This is a genomic window from Rhodopseudomonas sp. AAP120, from assembly GCF_001295845.1.
Lineage (GTDB): Bacteria > Pseudomonadota > Alphaproteobacteria > Rhizobiales > Xanthobacteraceae > Rhodopseudomonas.
The window spans coordinates 1-15,895 of record NZ_LJIC01000070.1 but is presented as its reverse complement, the minus strand read 5'-3'; the positions used below and the strand labels follow the sequence as shown (position 1 = coordinate 15,895).

Below are 15,895 nucleotides of genomic sequence, written 5' to 3'. Positions count from 1 at the left end.
CGGAAGCAACGGACGTCTCCCGCCGTTGCTTCCGGCGGCCCCGGCAGGCGGCGGCTGTCGCAGCGACGCGCCCGGCGCGCGTGCGGCGCCGCTGCCGCCGGCAGCTTGCGATGGGGCAGGGTGGCGCGAGGCTCAGCGCTTTTGCGCGGCCGGAGCGGGCGGTCCCGGCATGCAACTAATCGAGCCGATCGTGGCGGAGCCGTATTGGACATAGCCGGACGGCGTCGGCGGCGAATGCGGCGCCGAGATCGGCAGATACAAGTAGCAGATCGTGCCGTCGGCGGGATCGCGCCAGCGCTGCACCACGGTGTCCTGCAGCGGCCCCGCGAACTGCCGTTCGAGCTGCATCCGCGGCAGCTTGCTCCATTCGGTCTGCTGGGCGGCCGCGCCGTGCGGCAACAGCACAACCACCGACGTCGTCGCCAGCGCGACCAGCCTTGCAGGTTTCACAGTCATGCGGCCGTGCCGCGTCGGGAATGCGTTGTGCAGCTTCATGGCGGTTCGACCGCGGCTCAGTTCAGCGTCAGCGAGGCGCCGGCGACGACGCCGTAGTAATCGACCTCCGACACGCCGCTGAACGCCGCATTGACGCGGACGCGCTCGTTCATCGCGTAGCCGAGACCGACCGCGAGGCCGGACATGCCCTTGTAGTTGCCGAAAGCGGCGGCGACCGAGGCCTTGCCGGGACGGTGGTCGTAGCTCAGGCCCGACGTCGCCAGCGCCAGCGCGGTGCCGGCGCGGGCTTCGCGCTGATTGCTCCAGACCTGATCCTGCAGGCCACTGATCTGCGACTGGAAGCCCGAGGTGATGCCGCTGAGCTGGCCGACATTGACGGCGTCTGTCGGCGAGATGCCGGCCGCAACGTTGGTGACCCGGCGCTCATTGCCGGCCGAGCCGACCGAGACGGTGTTGGCCTGGTTGGCGACCGAGCCGGCGCCGAGCGCCACGGCGTTCGGGGCCGTCACCACGGCGCCGCTGCCAACCGCCACGCCGCGCGCGACCGTCACCGTCGCGTCCGGGCCGATCGCGGTGCTGGCTGCGCCGGTCGCGACCGCGCGGTCGCCGAACGCCGCGCCGCCATTGGCCGCCGAGGCCGCGACGCCGACCGCGACCGAACCGGTGGCGCTGGCGCCGGTGCCGATCGCGATTGCATTGACGCCGGTCGCCGAGGCGCCGGTGCCCTGCGCGATCGCGTTGTCGGCGCTGGCGAGCGCGTTGCTGCCGAGCGCCATCGCACCGCTGCCGCTGGCCTGCGCGCCCGAGCCTTGCGCGGTCGCGTTCGAGCCGGTCGCCTGCGCGGCGATGCCGAGCGCGAGCGACTGGCCGCCGGTCGCAGCGGCGCCGAAGCCGAGCGCAGTGCTGGCATAGCCGGTAGCGGCTGCCGAATTGCCGAAGGCCACGCCGTTTTCGCCGGCGGCGAGAGAGCCGGTGCCGAGCGCCATCGAGCTGGTCCCAGTGGCGCGCGCGCCGGTGCCTTGCGCGAGTGCATTGGTCGCCATTGCCTGACTGCCATTGCCGACGGCGATCGCGTTGGTTCCTGCCGCATAAGCCGCGTTGCCCGGTCCCGCCCCGGTGCTGCCGCCGATGGCGATGGCGTTGGCGCCTTGCGCCTCGGCGTTGGCGCCGACCGCGGTCGCATAGGTGAAGCCCGCGCCGCCGGTGCCGGCGAGCGCGCCGCTGCCGAGCGCGGTGGTGCCTTCGTTGCCGAATGCACCGCCGGCATTCGCCAAAGCTCCGAATGCGCTGGCGATGCGGCCGGTCGCCGAGCTCTGCGGGCCGATGCTGCTGGCATAGTCGCCGGTCGAGTTGGCGCTTTCACCGAGCGCGACGCCACTGACGCCGGTCACCTTGCTGAGCGTGCCGATCGAGACGCCTCTGTCGCCGGTCACGGTCGTCGCGGTGCCGACCGCAACCGATTCACGCGCATCCACGCCGCTGCGATTGCCGATCACCACCGCGTCCTGGGAATTGCGGTTGTAGCCGACGTTATTCTCCATTCCGTAGACCTGCGCGCCTTGGCCGAACCCTCTACTGTTGTAGTCGACCCAGTTCCACGAGCCGACGACGTTGCTGGTATCGGCATTCACGGTGTTGTTGACGCCGATGGCGAAGCTCTCGTCGCCGTTGACCCGGTTGCCGCGGCCGAAGGCGCCGTTGCCGCTGCCGCCATGGCTGCCGCTTCCGCTCAGGCTGTTGCCGGTCCCGATCGCCGTGGCGAAATCGCCCGAGATGGTGTTGGACGAGCCGGTGGCGGTGCTGTTGTTGCCGCTGGTCGCGTTGCCGGCGCCGAGCGCGGCCGCGTTGGTGCCGGCCGCGGTGTTGCCGGTGCCGACTGCGGTGGATGAGGTGCTGCTGGCGGTGTTGGAGGAGCCAAAGGCCGACGCGTTGTTGGCTGTCGCCGTGTTGCTGCTGCCGACTGCGACGGCGTCGTTGCCGCTCGTTGTATTGCCGGCGCCGAGCGCGGCGCTGTTGGTCCCGTTCGCGACCGTATTCGCGCCGACCGCCACGCTGGAGCCGCCGAACGCGCGTGCGCCGGTCGCGTCCGTGCCGTTGCCGCCGCCGATCGCGATGCTGAAATCGCCGCTCGAACGGGGGCCCGATGCGTTGGCGAGAACGCCGGACCCGATCGCCGTGCTGTACTGGCCCATCGGCACCGTGAAGCCGTTGGCGGCAGCGCCGATGCTGACCACGCCGGGCGACGTGACCGTCGAGCCGGAATAAGCGCCGATCGACACGGTGTCGGCGCCGTAGGCGGTGGCGCCGAAGCCGTAGGCGGTGGCGCCCTGCTGCCCGTTGCTGCTGGCCTGGGAGCCGGTGCCGCAGGCGAGGTCGCCACCGGCGCCCGCGGTGCCGCCGGTGCAACTGGTCTGCTGGGCGAGAGCGGGAAACGCAGCGGGCAGGGTCCATGCCAGCACGCTGCCTGCCAGCAGCGCAGCCCGCCGCTTCCGACCTGTCCCCATTTTCCCCTCCGCACCCCGCGTGACGCCTCGGCCTTCTGCAGGGCCGAACAACTTGCCCGGTAGTATTACGTGCTTCGCGCGGCAGGGTGTACGGTTCCCGTTGCCGCAGCGCGCGCAGGCGGATCATGAAAATGGATGGATTCACAAGTGCTTATTGATCAGCCGCTGTTGCGTTCCCGCAACGTCGGGTAGAAATCGGCGGGTACTATGCTGCCAATGAGGCCGCTGTTGCGTAATTCGACCAATGCCGCCGACGACCATTTGGCGCGGCGTGGGGAGGCGCGAGGCGACCCGACGTCGCCTCGCTCCTCGTCGTTACGCCGCCTCCCGCGCCCGCCGCACGTCCGGCGGCGTCGCTTCATCGACCAGCGCGGCGATCGCCTCGTCGGTCGGCATCACCTTCTGGCCCTCGCTGCCGAGGCGGCGGACCGAGACCTGGTGAGTCTCGGCTTCCTTCTTGCCGACTACCAAGAGGGCCGGGACCTTCGCCAGCGAATGCTCGCGCACCTTGAAGTTGATCTTCTCGTTGCGCAGATCGATGTCGGCGCGCAGGCCGGCCTTGCGAAGTGCCGCGAGCACCTTCTGGGCGTAGTCGTCGCCTTCGGACGTAATCGTCGTCACCACGACCTGCACCGGCGCCAGCCACAGCGGGAAGTTGCCGGCGTAGTGCTCGATCAGGATGCCGATGAAACGCTCCATCGAGCCGCAGATCGCGCGATGCACCATCACCGGCGCCTTCTTGGCGCCGTCGGCGTCGATGTAGAACGCGCCGAACCGCTCCGGCAGGTTGAAGTCGACCTGCGTGGTGCCGCATTGCCAGTCGCGGCCGATGGCGTCGCGCAGCACGTATTCGAACTTCGGCCCGTAGAACGCGCCTTCGCCCGGGTTGATCTCGGTCTTGATGCGGTTGCCGCCCTTGGCCTTGATCTCGCTGAGCACCGTGGCCATCACGCGCTCGGCGTGATCCCACATCTCGTCGGTGCCGACGCGCTTTTCCGGACGGGTCGACAGCTTGACGGTGAGTTCGCCCTCGAACCCGAAGTCCGAGTAGGTCGACAGGATCAGGTCGTTGATCTTCATGCACTCGTCGGCGAGCTGCGCCTCGGTGCAGAACACATGCGCGTCGTCCTGGGTGAAGCCGCGCACCCGCATCAGGCCGTGCATCGCGCCCGACGGCTCGTAGCGATGCACCACGCCGAACTCGGCGAGCCGCAGCGGCAGGTCGCGATAGCTCTTCAGGCCGTGCTTGAAGATCTGGACGTGGCCCGGGCAGTTCATCGGCTTCAGCGCGAACCAGCGCTTGTCCTCGGCGTCCTCACCGGCGGACTGCGCCGCGAACATGTTCTCGCGGTACCAGTCCCAATGGCCCGAGGTCTCCCACAACACCTTGTCGAGGATCTGCGGCGCGTTGACCTCGTCGTAATTGCCGGCGAGGCGGCGGCGCATGTAGCCGACCAGCGACTGGAAGATGCTCCAGCCCTTGGCGTGCCAGAACACGACGCCGGGGCCTTCCTCCTGGAAGTGGAACAGGTCGAGCTCGCGGCCGAGCCGGCGATGGTCGCGCTTCTCGGCTTCCTCGATCTGCTTCAAGTAAGCGTCGAGGTCTTCCTGCTTGGCGAAGGCGGTGCCGTAGATGCGGGTCAGCATCGGATTGTTGCTGTCGCCGCGCCAATACGCGCCGGCCACCTTCATCAGCTTGAAGGCGGTGCCGATCTTGCCGGTCGAGGTCATATGCGGGCCGCGGCACAGATCGAACCATTCGCCCTGCTTGTAGATCTTGATGGTCTGATCTTCGGGAATGGCGTCGACCAGCTCGACCTTGAACGCCTCGCCGTTGTCGGCGAACACCCGCTTGGCCTCGTCGCGAGACCAGACTTCCTTGGTGAACGGCTTGTCGCGCTGGATGATCTCGCGCATCCGCTTTTCGATTGCGGCGAAATCCTCGGGCGTGAACGGCTCGTTGCGGAAGAAGTCGTAGTAGAAGCCGTTCTCGATGGTCGGCCCGATGGTCACCTGGGTGCCCGGCCACAGCGACTGCACAGCTTCGGCCAGCACGTGGGCGCAGTCGTGCCGGATCAGTTCGAGCGCGCGCGCATCGTCGCGGGCGACGAAGTCGATCGCCGCATTGTCTTCGATCGGATCGGCGAGGTCGGTCAGCGCGCCGTTCAGCGCCATCGCCACCGTGCGCTTGGCCAGCGACGGCGAGATGCCCTTGGCGATGTCGAGCCCGGTGGTGCCGCGCGGATACTCGCGGGTCTTACCGTCGGGGAAGGTGATGGTGATCTGGTCGGCCGGCACTGCGGGCTTCAGATTGGACAGCGTGAACTGGAAGCCGGAGGCGGGCGCAGCTTTGTCGGCGGGAGTCTTGTCGTTCATGTCATGCTCCTGTGGCTCACTCCTGCGTACGAGCGCAGGTAAGCGGAAAGCGGCTGTATAGCAGCCGAAACGGAGCTTGCAAGGAAGGACGGCAAGGCCGGGAGCCTCGATCTCGCCGCCTCGGCACCGCCGCAACCGCCGCAAAGCTGTTTTGTGACGGTCCTTAGAGGTTTAGCCGGAGCTGACGTTTCAGCCACAAGGATGTCAGACCGGAAAAGCGACACCGCGTCAGACGGTGGCCTCAACTGCCCGACGGAGGCTTGAGCACGCTCTTACGGACGTCGGGATGGGGCGTGCGAGTCTCTGCGGTGAGGCTCCAGCCCTGAGCGTTGCCGAGCGCCTTACTGATCCGTGTGCGAGATCCGGAAACCAGGAGCATGTTGGGCTGCTCGTCGACGACCTTCACGCCGCCGGCGCGCAGCCGTTCAGCCACCTCATCACCGGTGTGGGAGCTCGGTCCGGCACGAAAAACCACAGTATGGCTGCTCATCGATGCGGCTCCATCTCGGCGGGCGTCACGCGTTCGGCAACTGAGGCCTGAAGACCGGCAAACCGAAGCCTTCGAAGTTTCGACCGAAGCCGCGCGGCTCGCAACTGGCATATAGGGCATCCTTCAAGGCACGTGAACGGTCGGGGCCGGATTTTTGCCGCAGTCCGGCCTGCTCCGACAGCAGGAAGGCGGCAAAACCCGCTACCGCCGGTGCGGCCATCGAGGTACCGCTGAGCGGCCCATGGGATCCTCCCGGCAAGGTCGAAACGATCTCGACGCCGGGGCCGATGACATCGATTTCACTACCGATATTCGAAAAGGCGGCGACGAAGTCTTTGGGCGCCGACGGACCGCCTCGTGGTAGCGCAATGTCGGCTCTCCCGAGGGAGTCCTTCGGGAAGGTGCCGATCCGTCCCATCGCCGCGACGGCGACGCACTCCTGCCAGGCCGCCGGATAACTGACGCTAGCACGATAACCATTGCCGGCTGCTGCGACCACCACGACGCCGGCGTCCAGGGCGCGAAGGATGGCGGCGTGGGTCAGGTCGTCCCTCAGGCCGCCGCCGAGGCTCAGATTGATGATGTCGCACTTGTCGAGGACGGCGCGGTCGATGGCCTTGGCAATGTCGAAGTTGCTCGCGCCGTCGCCGCTGTCGGGAAATACCCGATAGCTACGCAGATTGGCCTGCGGGGCAACGCCGTGGAAGCCGCCGGGCTGGCCGCGGCCCGCGACGATGCCGGCGACGTGGGTGCCATGCTCGCCTTTGATGTGCGCCGGCCGCCACTGGGATTCGGCGGCGGGATTGGCGCGGGTTTCGTCGCTGACGCAGTTAAGACCGCCGATGACATTCGGCAGGTCTGGATGGCTGCCATCCACTCCACTGTCGATGATCGCGACGGTGACCCCGGTGCCGCTATTGGGCGGCAAGGCTCCGTACAGGTCGCGCAGCAGCAGCGAAGGATCGCTAACATTGACCTTGCGAAGCTTGGTCGTTCCCAATCGAGAGGCGGTCGTATCGGTTGCGAAATATCCCCAGTAACGGGCCGGAGGATAAACGTAGACGCGTTCGAGAGTTCGGCTCGGCGACAGACCGCTCAACCGTGCTGTGCCCTTCGCCCCGGACGTCGCTTCGGCGCCCTCGCGCGCGCTGAAATTGGTGAATGCCACGATGCGGGCTCCCGCCACAGGGCTGCCATCCGCTGCGTCGATGATCGTGATCACGGCCGTCACAGGGGAGGGCGCGGCTTTCGCCAATTTCTTCGCCGCTTTCTTGGCGCCCCGTCGCGGTGTGGCACGTGATGTTCTGGCCTTGGCTGCAGACAGCTTTCGCTCGACGCGCAATTGCTCCCACTGCCGATGATAGAAAACCTCTTGCACGATCTTCAAACTGGGATTCGCCAACCGCAGGCTCAATTCGCCTTCCGCCGTCATCTCGACCAGCTTGGGGCCGTCTTCGCGGATCGAGTCCAGAATGCGCATCTCCGGATTCGCGGTGTTTGTCGCAGGACGTGCAGCCAGCGTGACCAGCGCCGCGCTCGGCTGATAGTTCCGCTCCGCGAGAACCGGATCGAGAAAGCCATCGGCACTCATCACGACGTAACGACGGACTTCGCTTCTCTTCACCATCGAACGCTCCAATTATTTGGTCAATCAATGGGCGTAGTATGAAGGAGATATCCGGACGCTGGAAGAGTGACGCAGCCGAGAGCTGACGCTTCAAGTACGTCACTCTATTACCTCGTGCCGCGCCAATGAAGGGACACCCTCGGTCGGTTGTCTGCCGAACGGGGCGGGCACATTCGCCATTCGGCCTGTGACGTCGCCGGGCCATCCGTCGCCTCGGCGGCATGATTCAGTGTTGGTCAACGGCAAAAGACCGCGAAAACTTCTCTCGCCGCCACGCGCGCAAAATTTTAATGCATCTGCATTGAAATCCTGCTAGCCTCTCCGGGTGTCCCGCCGCTTCGCACCCACCGCCCTCATGCTCGGCAATTTCGTCACCGGAACGTCGGTTCTGGCGCCGGCCGGGATGTTGCTCGAGCTGTCCGATGGTCTCGGCGTCAGCGTTCGCGATGCCGGGTTGCTGATCACGTTCGGCGCGGTGGTGCTGTGCGTCGGCTCGCCGTTGACGGCGTGGCTGACCAGCCGGATCGATCGCCGGCTGCTGCTGGCGACGACGCTCTTGGTGCTCGGGCTCGGCAATCTCGCTTCGGCGTTCGCGCCGAACTACGCGGTGCTGCTGGTGCTGCGGCTGGCGTTGCTGTCGGTCGGGGCGCTGTACACGCCGCAGGCGGCCGGCGCTGCGGCGCTGATCGTGCCGATCGAGAAGCGCGGCGGCACCATGGCGTATGTGTTTCTCGGCTGGTCGCTGGCGGTGGCGGTCGGCGTGCCGCTGATCACCTTCGCGGCCGGCCATTTCGGCTGGCGCGCCGCTTACGGCATGATCGGCGCGATCGGCCTGATCAGTTTCGTGCTGCTGTGGGCGCGGCTGCCGGGCGGGCTGAGCGCCGCGCCGGTGGACCTCAAGACCTGGGTCGCGGTCGGGCGCAGCCGCCGCATTCTGACGCTGCTCGGCGTGTCGTCGCTGCAGACCTCCGGGCAGTTCGTCGTGTTCACCTATTTCGGTCCGCTGCTGACCGGACTCACCGGCGCCGGCCCCGCCGAGATCGGCCTGGTGTTCGCGATCTACGGCGTCTGCGGCTTCATCGGCAGCGTGATCGCCAGCCGCATCGTCGACGGCTGGGGCTCCTACAACACCTCGGCGCTGTTCACCTCGCTGATGCTCGCCGGCATCGCCGGCTGGACCTTCGGGGCCGGGCATTTCATGGTGATGGCGGCCGCCGTCGCGGTGTGGGGGATGGGCTTCGCGGCGTCGAATTCGATGCAGCAGGTGCGGCTGGTGACGGCCGATCCGGCGCTCGCCGGCGCCACGGTGTCGCTCAACACCTCGGTGCTGTATCTCGGCCAGGCGGTCGGCTCGGCGATCGGCGGCGTGCTGTTCGCCGCCGGCCTGCTGCACGCGAGCGGCTACGTCTCGACCGCGGTGATGAGCTGCGCGCTGCTCGCGGTGCTGCTGGCGACGCGGGAGAAGCGGCCCGCGGGGGCGTGATCGCGGCGCGGCCGGCGTGCTAAGGAACTCTCGGACATCGCTGCGGGGGTGAGATGCGAGGCGGCCGGTGATGATACGCGTGCTGATCGTCTGCGGCCTTTCGGCGACACTTGCCGGCTGTGCCGCGCTGCCGGCGCCGGCGTGCCTGCCGCCGTCGCGGCCGATGCTCAGTGCCGAACTCGCTTTCGGGCGCAACATCGGCGACCGGCTCGGCGTCAGCGACGCCGACTTCAAGCGCTTCACCGCCGAGGAGATCACGCCGCGATTTCCGGATGGCTTCACCGTGATCGACGGGGTGGGGCAGTGGCACGACCCGGAGCGCGGCCGCATCGTTCACGAGAAGGCCAAGCTGGTGACACTGGTGTTCGCCGAGGATCCGGCGAAGGCCGCGGCGCTGACCGCGATCGCCGACGCCTATAAGCGGCGCTTCAGGCAGCAGGGCGTGCTGCTGGCGGTGCGGCCGAGCTGCGTCAGCTTCTGAGCGCCGCGGCGGTGCCGCGCTCGGTGATACGGTAATGCGCCGATCTGGCGTCGATCGACAGGCGCTGCAGCCAGCCCAGCGTGACGAGATCGTCGTAACGCTTCTGATCGCGGGTGTCGAACACCTGCCGACGGCCGCCCGCGTCGCGGATTTCGCGGATCAGTCGGAAGTCGTCGGGCACGGCCATCGGAAACTCCGAGCGATCGTCATTCCGGATTCGCGCGTCGCACGCACCGGCAGGGCGGGGAGAGGGGGCGTCGCCGCGAGGCTCGGGACGGCGGAGATCCAGCGGACCAATTCATTCGGCCGGGACGATGACGCCCGCGCGCCTCACAGCATCGACGTCCGGCGCACACATCGTCGCCGCGCCTGGATCACGCCTTCTTGCGGGCCTTCTTCTTCGCGGCCACCGGTGCGGCATCCGCCTGGGCTTCGGCCTCGGCTTCTTCCTTGGCGAGCCGCAGGGCGCGCAGCCGTTCCATGTTCTTGCGGACCGCGACGGCCTCCTGCTGGAACTGCGCCATCATGCGCGAGCCTTCTTCCTGGGCGAGCTGCTTCTTGCGGGCACGCTCGATGCTCGTGGGTGAGCGTTCGGTGTCGTTCTTGCCGACCATCTCGATCTCCTCACTTGCGGGCCTGGAACCGGCGAAAACAGGTCGTGATCTTTGCTCCAGGCCGAATAGTCCGTCTAGTGATCATGACACGCATGGCGATACCCGCCCGATCTGTCCGACCGGGCGGGGGTGCCGCATTCGCGTCAGGAAATCCGCCGTTTCAGTACATCCGTGAAACGGAAGATCGCCGAATTACGCCAGCTCGAGGTTCTCGGCGCTGGTCTTGCCGCGCATCTTGTCGGTCTTCAGGTCGAAATTGACCTTCTGGCCTTCGGCAAGGCCCGAAAGGCCGGCACGCTCGACCGCGCTGATGTGCACGAACACGTCGTTGCCGCCGTCGTTCGGCGCGATGAAGCCGAAACCCTTTTGACCATTAAACCACTTCACGGTGCCTGTCGGCATAGTCCATTCTCCAAAGCATATCGCCGCGCGACCATCACGCGACGTCGTTCAACTAATCGATGTCTTTGGGAAGGAGCCCGCGGGCGCGTTCAGAAAGGCACAGCGGCTAATCGAATAAACAGACTGTATCTGAACCGGCCGGCAAACACAAGCATGCTGGGCCGCGCCGTTGTCGCAGCCTGCTGATGATCACAGATGCGTTCGCAATGCGGCGCGCGCGAGATCGCCGGATTGCTAATCATCAAACCGTCACAGCGCTGATCAGCACGGCGCCTATTCGCCGCCATCGGCGCGCAGGTCGTGGCCGCTGCGTTCTCGCCCGAGGGACGCGGCAACAACGCGCGGCGACGCTTAGCAGTTGTCGCCGGTCGACGTCTCCCGCGTCCTGTACGGCGGACTACAAAGCTCGCGCCGGTGTGCTACATCGGCGGGCGGCGCGGGCATGGGGCGCGCGCGAGACAATTTGGCGGCAGCGGATGATGACGGGTTTGGGGCGGTGGGCATGGATGGTGGTTGTTGCGATGGTGGCCTCGGCGCCGGCCGCCGCGCAGCAGCAGGGGCCGGTACGGGTGACGTCCGACGTCTCCTACGAGTTTCTGGCGCGCTGGGACGTGGCGCAGCTCAACAAGATCCTGACTGCCGACACGCCCGCCTTCGCCGGCGTCACGGTCAGCTACACGCCGGCCGTCAACGCGGTGCGGCTCTATCGTGTCACCTATGCGTCGGTGGTGCCGGAGCGCGCCAACAAGCCGATCACCGCGAGCGGGCTGCTCGCCGTTCCCGACACCGGCGCGACGTCGTTTCCGCTGGTGTCGTATCAGCACGGCACGGTGTACGGAAAGCAGGAGGTGCCGTCGTTTCCCGAGCAGTCGCCGGAGACGCAGTTGATGCTGGCGCAGTTCGCCGGCCAGGGCGCGATCGTGATCGGCGCCGATTACTTCGGTATGGGCACCTCGAGCGAGCCGGAAGGCTACATGGTGAAGGCCAGCCATCAGCAGGCGACGACCGACATGCTGGCGGCGAGCCGCGCGGTGCTGGATCATCTCAAGCTCACCACCTCCAAACTGTTCCTGGCCGGCTGGTCGCAGGGCGGCTTCGTCACCATGGCGATGCTGGAGAAGCTGGAGCATGACGGCGTGAAGGTGACGGCCGCCGCCACCGCGAGCGCGCCGCTCGACGTCGCCGTCGCGCTCAACGGCTTTCTCAGTTTCCCGCGCAAGAACGACGCGTCCTGGGTGAACTCGCTGTTCATCCTGTCGGCGTTCTCGTTCGAGAATTACTACGGCGTGCCCGGGCTGGCGCGCTCGCTGATCAACGACGACGTCTACGAGGTCGCCCGCAAGGCCTATGAGCGCCAGCCTTACAATATCGCCGACGTCCCGACCGATCTGCACAAGCTGATCCGGCCGGCGTATTTCGATCCGCAGTTCTTCGCCGACTCCGCCTACGGCCGGCTGGTGGCCGCCACCACGGCGTATCGCTGGGTGATCAAGACTCCGGTCCGCAATTACTACGGCGACAGTGATGAGGCGATCAGCGTCGGCCTCGGCCGGCTGGCGATGACGTATCAGCGCGCGATCGGCGCCGGCAATCCGCAGGTCGAAGCCGTCTCCACCGGCCCGACCAGCCATCGCGGCACCTTCGCCACGGCGGTGCCGCAGTGGAAGGCGTGGTTCGACGGCATGTGACGGCCGGCGTTCACGCCGCCGCAACGAGATCGTGGATGGCGGGGCGGTCCCGGCCATCCACGCCGCCGGCAGCCCGGGGCATTCCGCCTTCGTGCTGCCATGCCGATCCCGCCGCGATAGCGGTATTCTGGTGCGCGGCTTTCTCTGTTCCAATTAACTCGAACTTGGTGTTTGCAACGCTAGCCTTCAATCATTGATTTGCTCGATTGGTGGTTGCACATGGATATTGATGTTGCGGGGCGCGTCGGTCCGGAGCGGGATGTGCTGGCCGACCTCGCGCGGTTTGTCCGGGCCAACATCCGGCTGATTGCCGGCGGTCTGCTGATCCCCAATTTGCTGTCACTGCTCACCTTGACGTCGCTGGTCGATATCGGACTGCCGCCGCGCACCGAGAGCATCCTGCTGTATGCCTGCGTGGCGATGCTGGCGCGGCATCTGCGTTTCGTCTTCATCGTGCCGCTGTTTCTGGCGGTGCTGGCCTTCGATCTGGTGCGGACGCTGGCGCTGATGTTCGGCATGGCGCCGTCCGAATTTCTCGCCGCGGTCGAGCACGCGCAGCGGGTCGAGCTGTTCGCCTCATCGCTCTACGTGGCGCTGATCGCGACGATCGCCGCCACCACCATCGCATCGCTGGTCTGTCTCAGCAGCCGCGCGGCGCTCGCCGCCGCCAATGCGCCGGTCCTGTTCGGGCTGACCCTCGGTTTCGCTGCGGTGGATTTCGTCGGCAATCTGTCGCCGCATTATCATCTCGGCTGGATGATCGGCCGCAGCGAGCCGGTGCAGTCGGCCGCGGAGGTGTCCGGCTTTGCGGCGGCGGCCGGCGAGGGCGGGCGCGATGTCGTGCTGGTGATGGTGGAGAGCCTCGGCTATCTGCGCGACCCGGTGGCGCGGGCGCGGATCGCCGCGCCGCTGCGCGATCCCGCGCTGGCCCGCGACTATGCGCTGACCTCGGGATACACGACGTATTTCGGCTCGACCACGTCCGGCGAGATGCGCGAATTGTGCGGCACGCGGATGTTCTACAAGGACTATGTGGCGCAGGACGCCGATCACTGTCTGCCCGACCGGCTGGCGCAGCGTGGCTACGGCACCGTCGCGGTGCACGGCTTTGTCGGCGGCATGTTCGAGCGTGAGCAATGGTATCCGACCATCGGCTTCGGCCGCTCGTTGTTCGGCAAGGATCTGATCAAAGCCACCGGCCGGATCTGCGGCGACTCGTTTCGCGGCGCCTGCGATGCCGACATGGCGCCGCTGCTCGCGGCGGCACGGCCGGCCGGCGCACGCGACCAGCCGCGCTTCGTGTATTGGCTGACTCTCAACAGCCACGTTCCGGTCGCGCCCGATCAGGCCCGCACCAATTTCCGCTGTGGCAGTGACGGCGGCTCGTTCGGCCAGGCCGATGTCTGCCGCATGGCGGAGATCTGGCACGACGTGTTCAACGTCGTCGCGCAGCTCGCGCGCGATCCGGCGCTGCGGCAGCCGGAGATTCTCGTGGTCGGCGATCACGCGCCGCCGCTGTGGTCGAAGCGGGGCCGCGCCCAGTTCGAGCCGGGCCAGGTCGCGTGGTACAGGCTGCAGCCGCGCGGCGCGCCGCAAATGCGCGAAGCCGAGCTCGGCTCGCCTCAATAGGCGCGCACGGAGGCCGCCGGCGCCACGACGGGCGGAGGCTGTCGGCGGGTGTCGGAGGTGCGTAGCTCGCCGCCGCGTCGCGGAAATCGCTCGATCGTGGTCACCACCCGCTTCGGCGGCGGCTCCGTCGGCGCCGACTGCGGCTGCGGAACGCGGTCGGCGAAATTGTCCTGGGGCTTGGGGAATCGCTCGTCGAACCGCGCGGCGCTCGCCGCCGGCTTCGCGCTGGCCGCAGCCACCGCTTCGGCGGCCGGCGCCGCGGAGCCGGCGAGCAGCAACACGACGAGGCCGAGCAGCGCCACGCGACCGTCGCGGCGAGGCGCCGCGGTGCCGGGCAGGCGCCGTTGATCCGGCCTCGATCTCGCGGATGCCGCCGCGTGCATGATCATCGCAATCATCTGAGCGTCGCCGAAGGCAGGACGCGCAAGCAGTGGCCGGACGCGCGACGCAGGTTCCCCCGAAAAGTTCCCGATTTGCCGCTCGCCCGCCAGCCTCGGACAATTACCAGGTCGGGATGCACCGACGTCGTCGCGCGGCGCGCGGCGCCGGGCGTCCGGCCTCGAATGATGAGCCCGCACACAAACCGCCCCCCGAAGGCACGCGTCGATCATTTGATCGCGCCGCCGCGTCGCAGTGCGAGTGGGTGGCGGAAGCGCGCGCCCGCCCTATATGCATCATCACCATCCTTCCCTGGTTCCCAAAGCCCCCGTGAGACGCCTGGTGTTGTTAGTTCTGTTGCTGCTGGTGGTGCCGATCGCCGTGTCGGCCGGCAAATACATGCTGGGCGATCGCAGCGTGTCCTGGCAGTCGGCGGATCGCTCCAGCGCCGGCATGCTGCCGCCGGCCGCCGAGCATCCCGAGGCGCTGGTCCGCGTGTTCGCGGCGCGCACCGTGCGCTGGCGCGGCATCTTCGCGGTGCACAGCTGGATCGTGGTGAAGCCGGCGGGCGCGTCGCGCTACACCCGTTACGACTACACCGCGTGGGGCGATCCGATCCGCGTCAACGGCTTTGTCGCCGACGGCCGCTGGTTCGGCGATCTGCCGCAACTGATCGCCGCCGCCGACGGTGAGGAAGCCGCCGCGATGATCCCGAAGATCGAAGCCGCGATCAAAAGCTACAAGCTCAGCGCCTATGGCGACTACCGCGCTTGGCCGGGGCCGAATTCCAACACCTTCGTGGCCGCCGCGCTCGCGGCGGTGCCGGAACTACGCACCACGCTGCCGCCGACCGCGATCGGCAAGGACTATCCGTGGGACGGCGGCTGGATCGGCCTCACGCCGTCCGGCACCGGCATCCGCGCCACGCTCGGCGGCTATGCGGGCCTGACGCTCGGCTGGATCGAGGGCATCGAAGTGAATCTCCTCGGCGCTGTGCTCGGAGTGGATGTGCGCCGCCCGGCGATCAAGCTGCCGGGGCTGGGACGGATCGGGCTGAGCGCGATCTAAGCCTCGTGGGGCAAAGCGAAGAGTGCCCACGCATTCTTGCTGATAAGTGTCGACGCGACAGCGCGTGGGCACGCGCTGTGCAACTGTGCCACCCCACCGCGTTGCCACTCGACCGCGCGCGGCGTTAGCAACTCGGCAGCGTCGTCCGCATTGCCGTGGGGTATTCGCACAGGAAACCCCACATGGCCCAGATCCCGCTGTCGTCGTCCGCCGAGGCGGAACGTCCCGATCTCGACGCGGAGCGCGACGATCAGGTCCGCGAGATCGCACCCGACGTCGCCTACAAGCAGCTCGCGATCGTCAACGTGATGTTCGTCGGGCCGCCGCAGGCCGGCGACGGCGGTTGGGTGCTGATCGATGCCGGCCTGTTCGGCAGCGCCGCCGCGATCCGCTCCGCCGCGCGGGCGCGGTTCGGCGGCGAGGGCAGGCCGTCGGCGATCGTGATGACCCACGGCCATTTCGACCACGTCGGCAGCCTGCAGACGCTGGCGCGCGACTGGGACGTGCCGGTCTATGCGCATCCCGCCGAGCTGCCGTTCCTCAACGGCACGGAATCCTATCCGCCGGCCGACCCGAATGTCGGCGGCGGGCTGATGGCGCGGCTGTCGCCGCTGTTTCCGACCAGTCCGGTCGATGTCGGGCATTGGCTGCGCGCGCTGCCGCCGGACGGCAGCGTGCCGCCGCTGCCGGAGTGGCGGG

At 67.7% G+C, this 15,895-nt stretch carries 15 protein-coding genes; 6 read left to right on the top strand and 9 right to left on the bottom strand.

What is annotated here, in order from left to right; translation table 11 throughout:
- Window positions 1-132: 132 nt before the first annotated feature.
- From IP86_RS12520 to IP86_RS12505, 5 genes are all read right to left on the bottom strand, one after another.
- The gene (locus IP86_RS12520) at window positions 133-495 is read right to left on the bottom strand and encodes a hypothetical protein (RefSeq protein ID WP_054162863.1); all 363 of its coding nucleotides are present in this window, start codon (window positions 493-495) and stop codon (window positions 133-135) included.
- 17 nt (window positions 496-512) lie between these two features.
- Window positions 513-2,960 carry a YadA family autotransporter adhesin gene (locus tag IP86_RS12515; RefSeq protein WP_054162862.1) on the bottom strand — a complete coding sequence of 816 codons (2,448 nt, stop codon included), beginning with the start codon at window positions 2,958-2,960 and terminating at the stop codon, window positions 513-515.
- 315 nt (window positions 2,961-3,275) lie between these two features.
- Window positions 3,276-5,336, bottom strand: coding sequence for a threonine--tRNA ligase (gene thrS, locus IP86_RS12510; protein ID WP_054162861.1), 2,061 nt, complete (start codon window positions 5,334-5,336; stop codon window positions 3,276-3,278).
- 241 nt (window positions 5,337-5,577) lie between these two features.
- Window positions 5,578-5,826 (bottom strand): hypothetical protein, encoded by a 249-nt coding sequence (locus IP86_RS28665; RefSeq protein WP_156332482.1) that lies wholly within the window; start codon window positions 5,824-5,826, stop codon window positions 5,578-5,580.
- Between the two features lie 25 nt (window positions 5,827-5,851).
- Entirely contained in the window at window positions 5,852-7,453 is a 1,602-nt protein-coding gene (locus IP86_RS12505) for a S8 family peptidase (RefSeq protein WP_054162860.1), read from the bottom strand.
- 355 nt (window positions 7,454-7,808) lie between these two features.
- On the opposite strand from IP86_RS12505, the gene IP86_RS12500 reads away from it, so the two are divergent.
- Window positions 7,809-8,936 carry an MFS transporter gene (locus tag IP86_RS12500; protein WP_054162859.1) on the top strand — a complete coding sequence of 376 codons (1,128 nt, stop codon included), beginning with the start codon at window positions 7,809-7,811 and terminating at the stop codon, window positions 8,934-8,936.
- A gap of 70 nt (window positions 8,937-9,006) precedes the next feature.
- Window positions 9,007-9,417, top strand: coding sequence for a DUF3574 domain-containing protein (locus tag IP86_RS12495; protein ID WP_054162858.1), 411 nt, complete (start codon window positions 9,007-9,009; stop codon window positions 9,415-9,417).
- Here IP86_RS12495 and IP86_RS12490 read toward each other — a convergent pair.
- The 3 genes from IP86_RS12490 to IP86_RS12480 all read right to left on the bottom strand — a co-directional run bounded on the left by IP86_RS12490 (window position 9,407) and on the right by IP86_RS12480 (window position 10,433).
- Entirely contained in the window at window positions 9,407-9,604 is a 198-nt protein-coding gene (locus IP86_RS12490; protein ID WP_054162857.1) for a hypothetical protein, read from the bottom strand. The two genes, IP86_RS12495 and IP86_RS12490, sit on opposite strands and share 11 nt — an antisense overlap.
- A 187-nt stretch (window positions 9,605-9,791) precedes the next feature.
- Window positions 9,792-10,031 carry a hypothetical protein gene (locus IP86_RS12485; protein ID WP_054162856.1) on the bottom strand — a complete coding sequence of 80 codons (240 nt, stop codon included), beginning with the start codon at window positions 10,029-10,031 and terminating at the stop codon, window positions 9,792-9,794.
- A 192-nt stretch (window positions 10,032-10,223) separates the two neighbouring features.
- Window positions 10,224-10,433: a cold-shock protein gene (locus IP86_RS12480; RefSeq protein WP_054162855.1), complete on the bottom strand. Its 210-nt coding sequence runs from the start codon at window positions 10,431-10,433 to the stop codon at window positions 10,224-10,226.
- A 506-nt stretch (window positions 10,434-10,939) separates the two neighbouring features.
- On the opposite strand from IP86_RS12480, the gene IP86_RS12475 reads away from it, so the two are divergent.
- A complete protein-coding gene (locus IP86_RS12475) occupies window positions 10,940-12,121 on the top strand; it encodes an alpha/beta hydrolase family protein (protein ID WP_245290607.1) in 1,182 nt (393 codons plus the stop codon).
- A 219-nt stretch (window positions 12,122-12,340) separates the two neighbouring features.
- Window positions 12,341-13,750: a sulfatase-like hydrolase/transferase gene (locus tag IP86_RS12470; protein ID WP_054162853.1), complete on the top strand. Its 1,410-nt coding sequence runs from the start codon at window positions 12,341-12,343 to the stop codon at window positions 13,748-13,750.
- Here the strand turns inward: IP86_RS12470 and IP86_RS12465 are convergent.
- Window positions 13,744-14,052, bottom strand: a complete 309-nt coding sequence (locus IP86_RS12465) for a hypothetical protein (RefSeq protein ID WP_156332481.1) — start codon at window positions 14,050-14,052, stop codon at window positions 13,744-13,746. The genes IP86_RS12470 and IP86_RS12465 overlap by 7 nt on opposite strands.
- A 367-nt stretch (window positions 14,053-14,419) precedes the next feature.
- Here IP86_RS12465 and IP86_RS12460 point away from each other — a divergent pair, with 367 nt between their 5' ends.
- Both IP86_RS12460 and IP86_RS12455 read left to right on the top strand, forming a co-directional pair.
- Window positions 14,420-15,196, top strand: a complete 777-nt coding sequence (locus IP86_RS12460; protein ID WP_054162864.1) for a DUF3750 domain-containing protein — start codon at window positions 14,420-14,422, stop codon at window positions 15,194-15,196.
- A gap of 182 nt (window positions 15,197-15,378) precedes the next feature.
- A partial coding sequence (locus tag IP86_RS12455; RefSeq protein ID WP_156332479.1) for an MBL fold metallo-hydrolase occupies window positions 15,379-15,895 on the top strand: 517 nt, incomplete at its 3' end.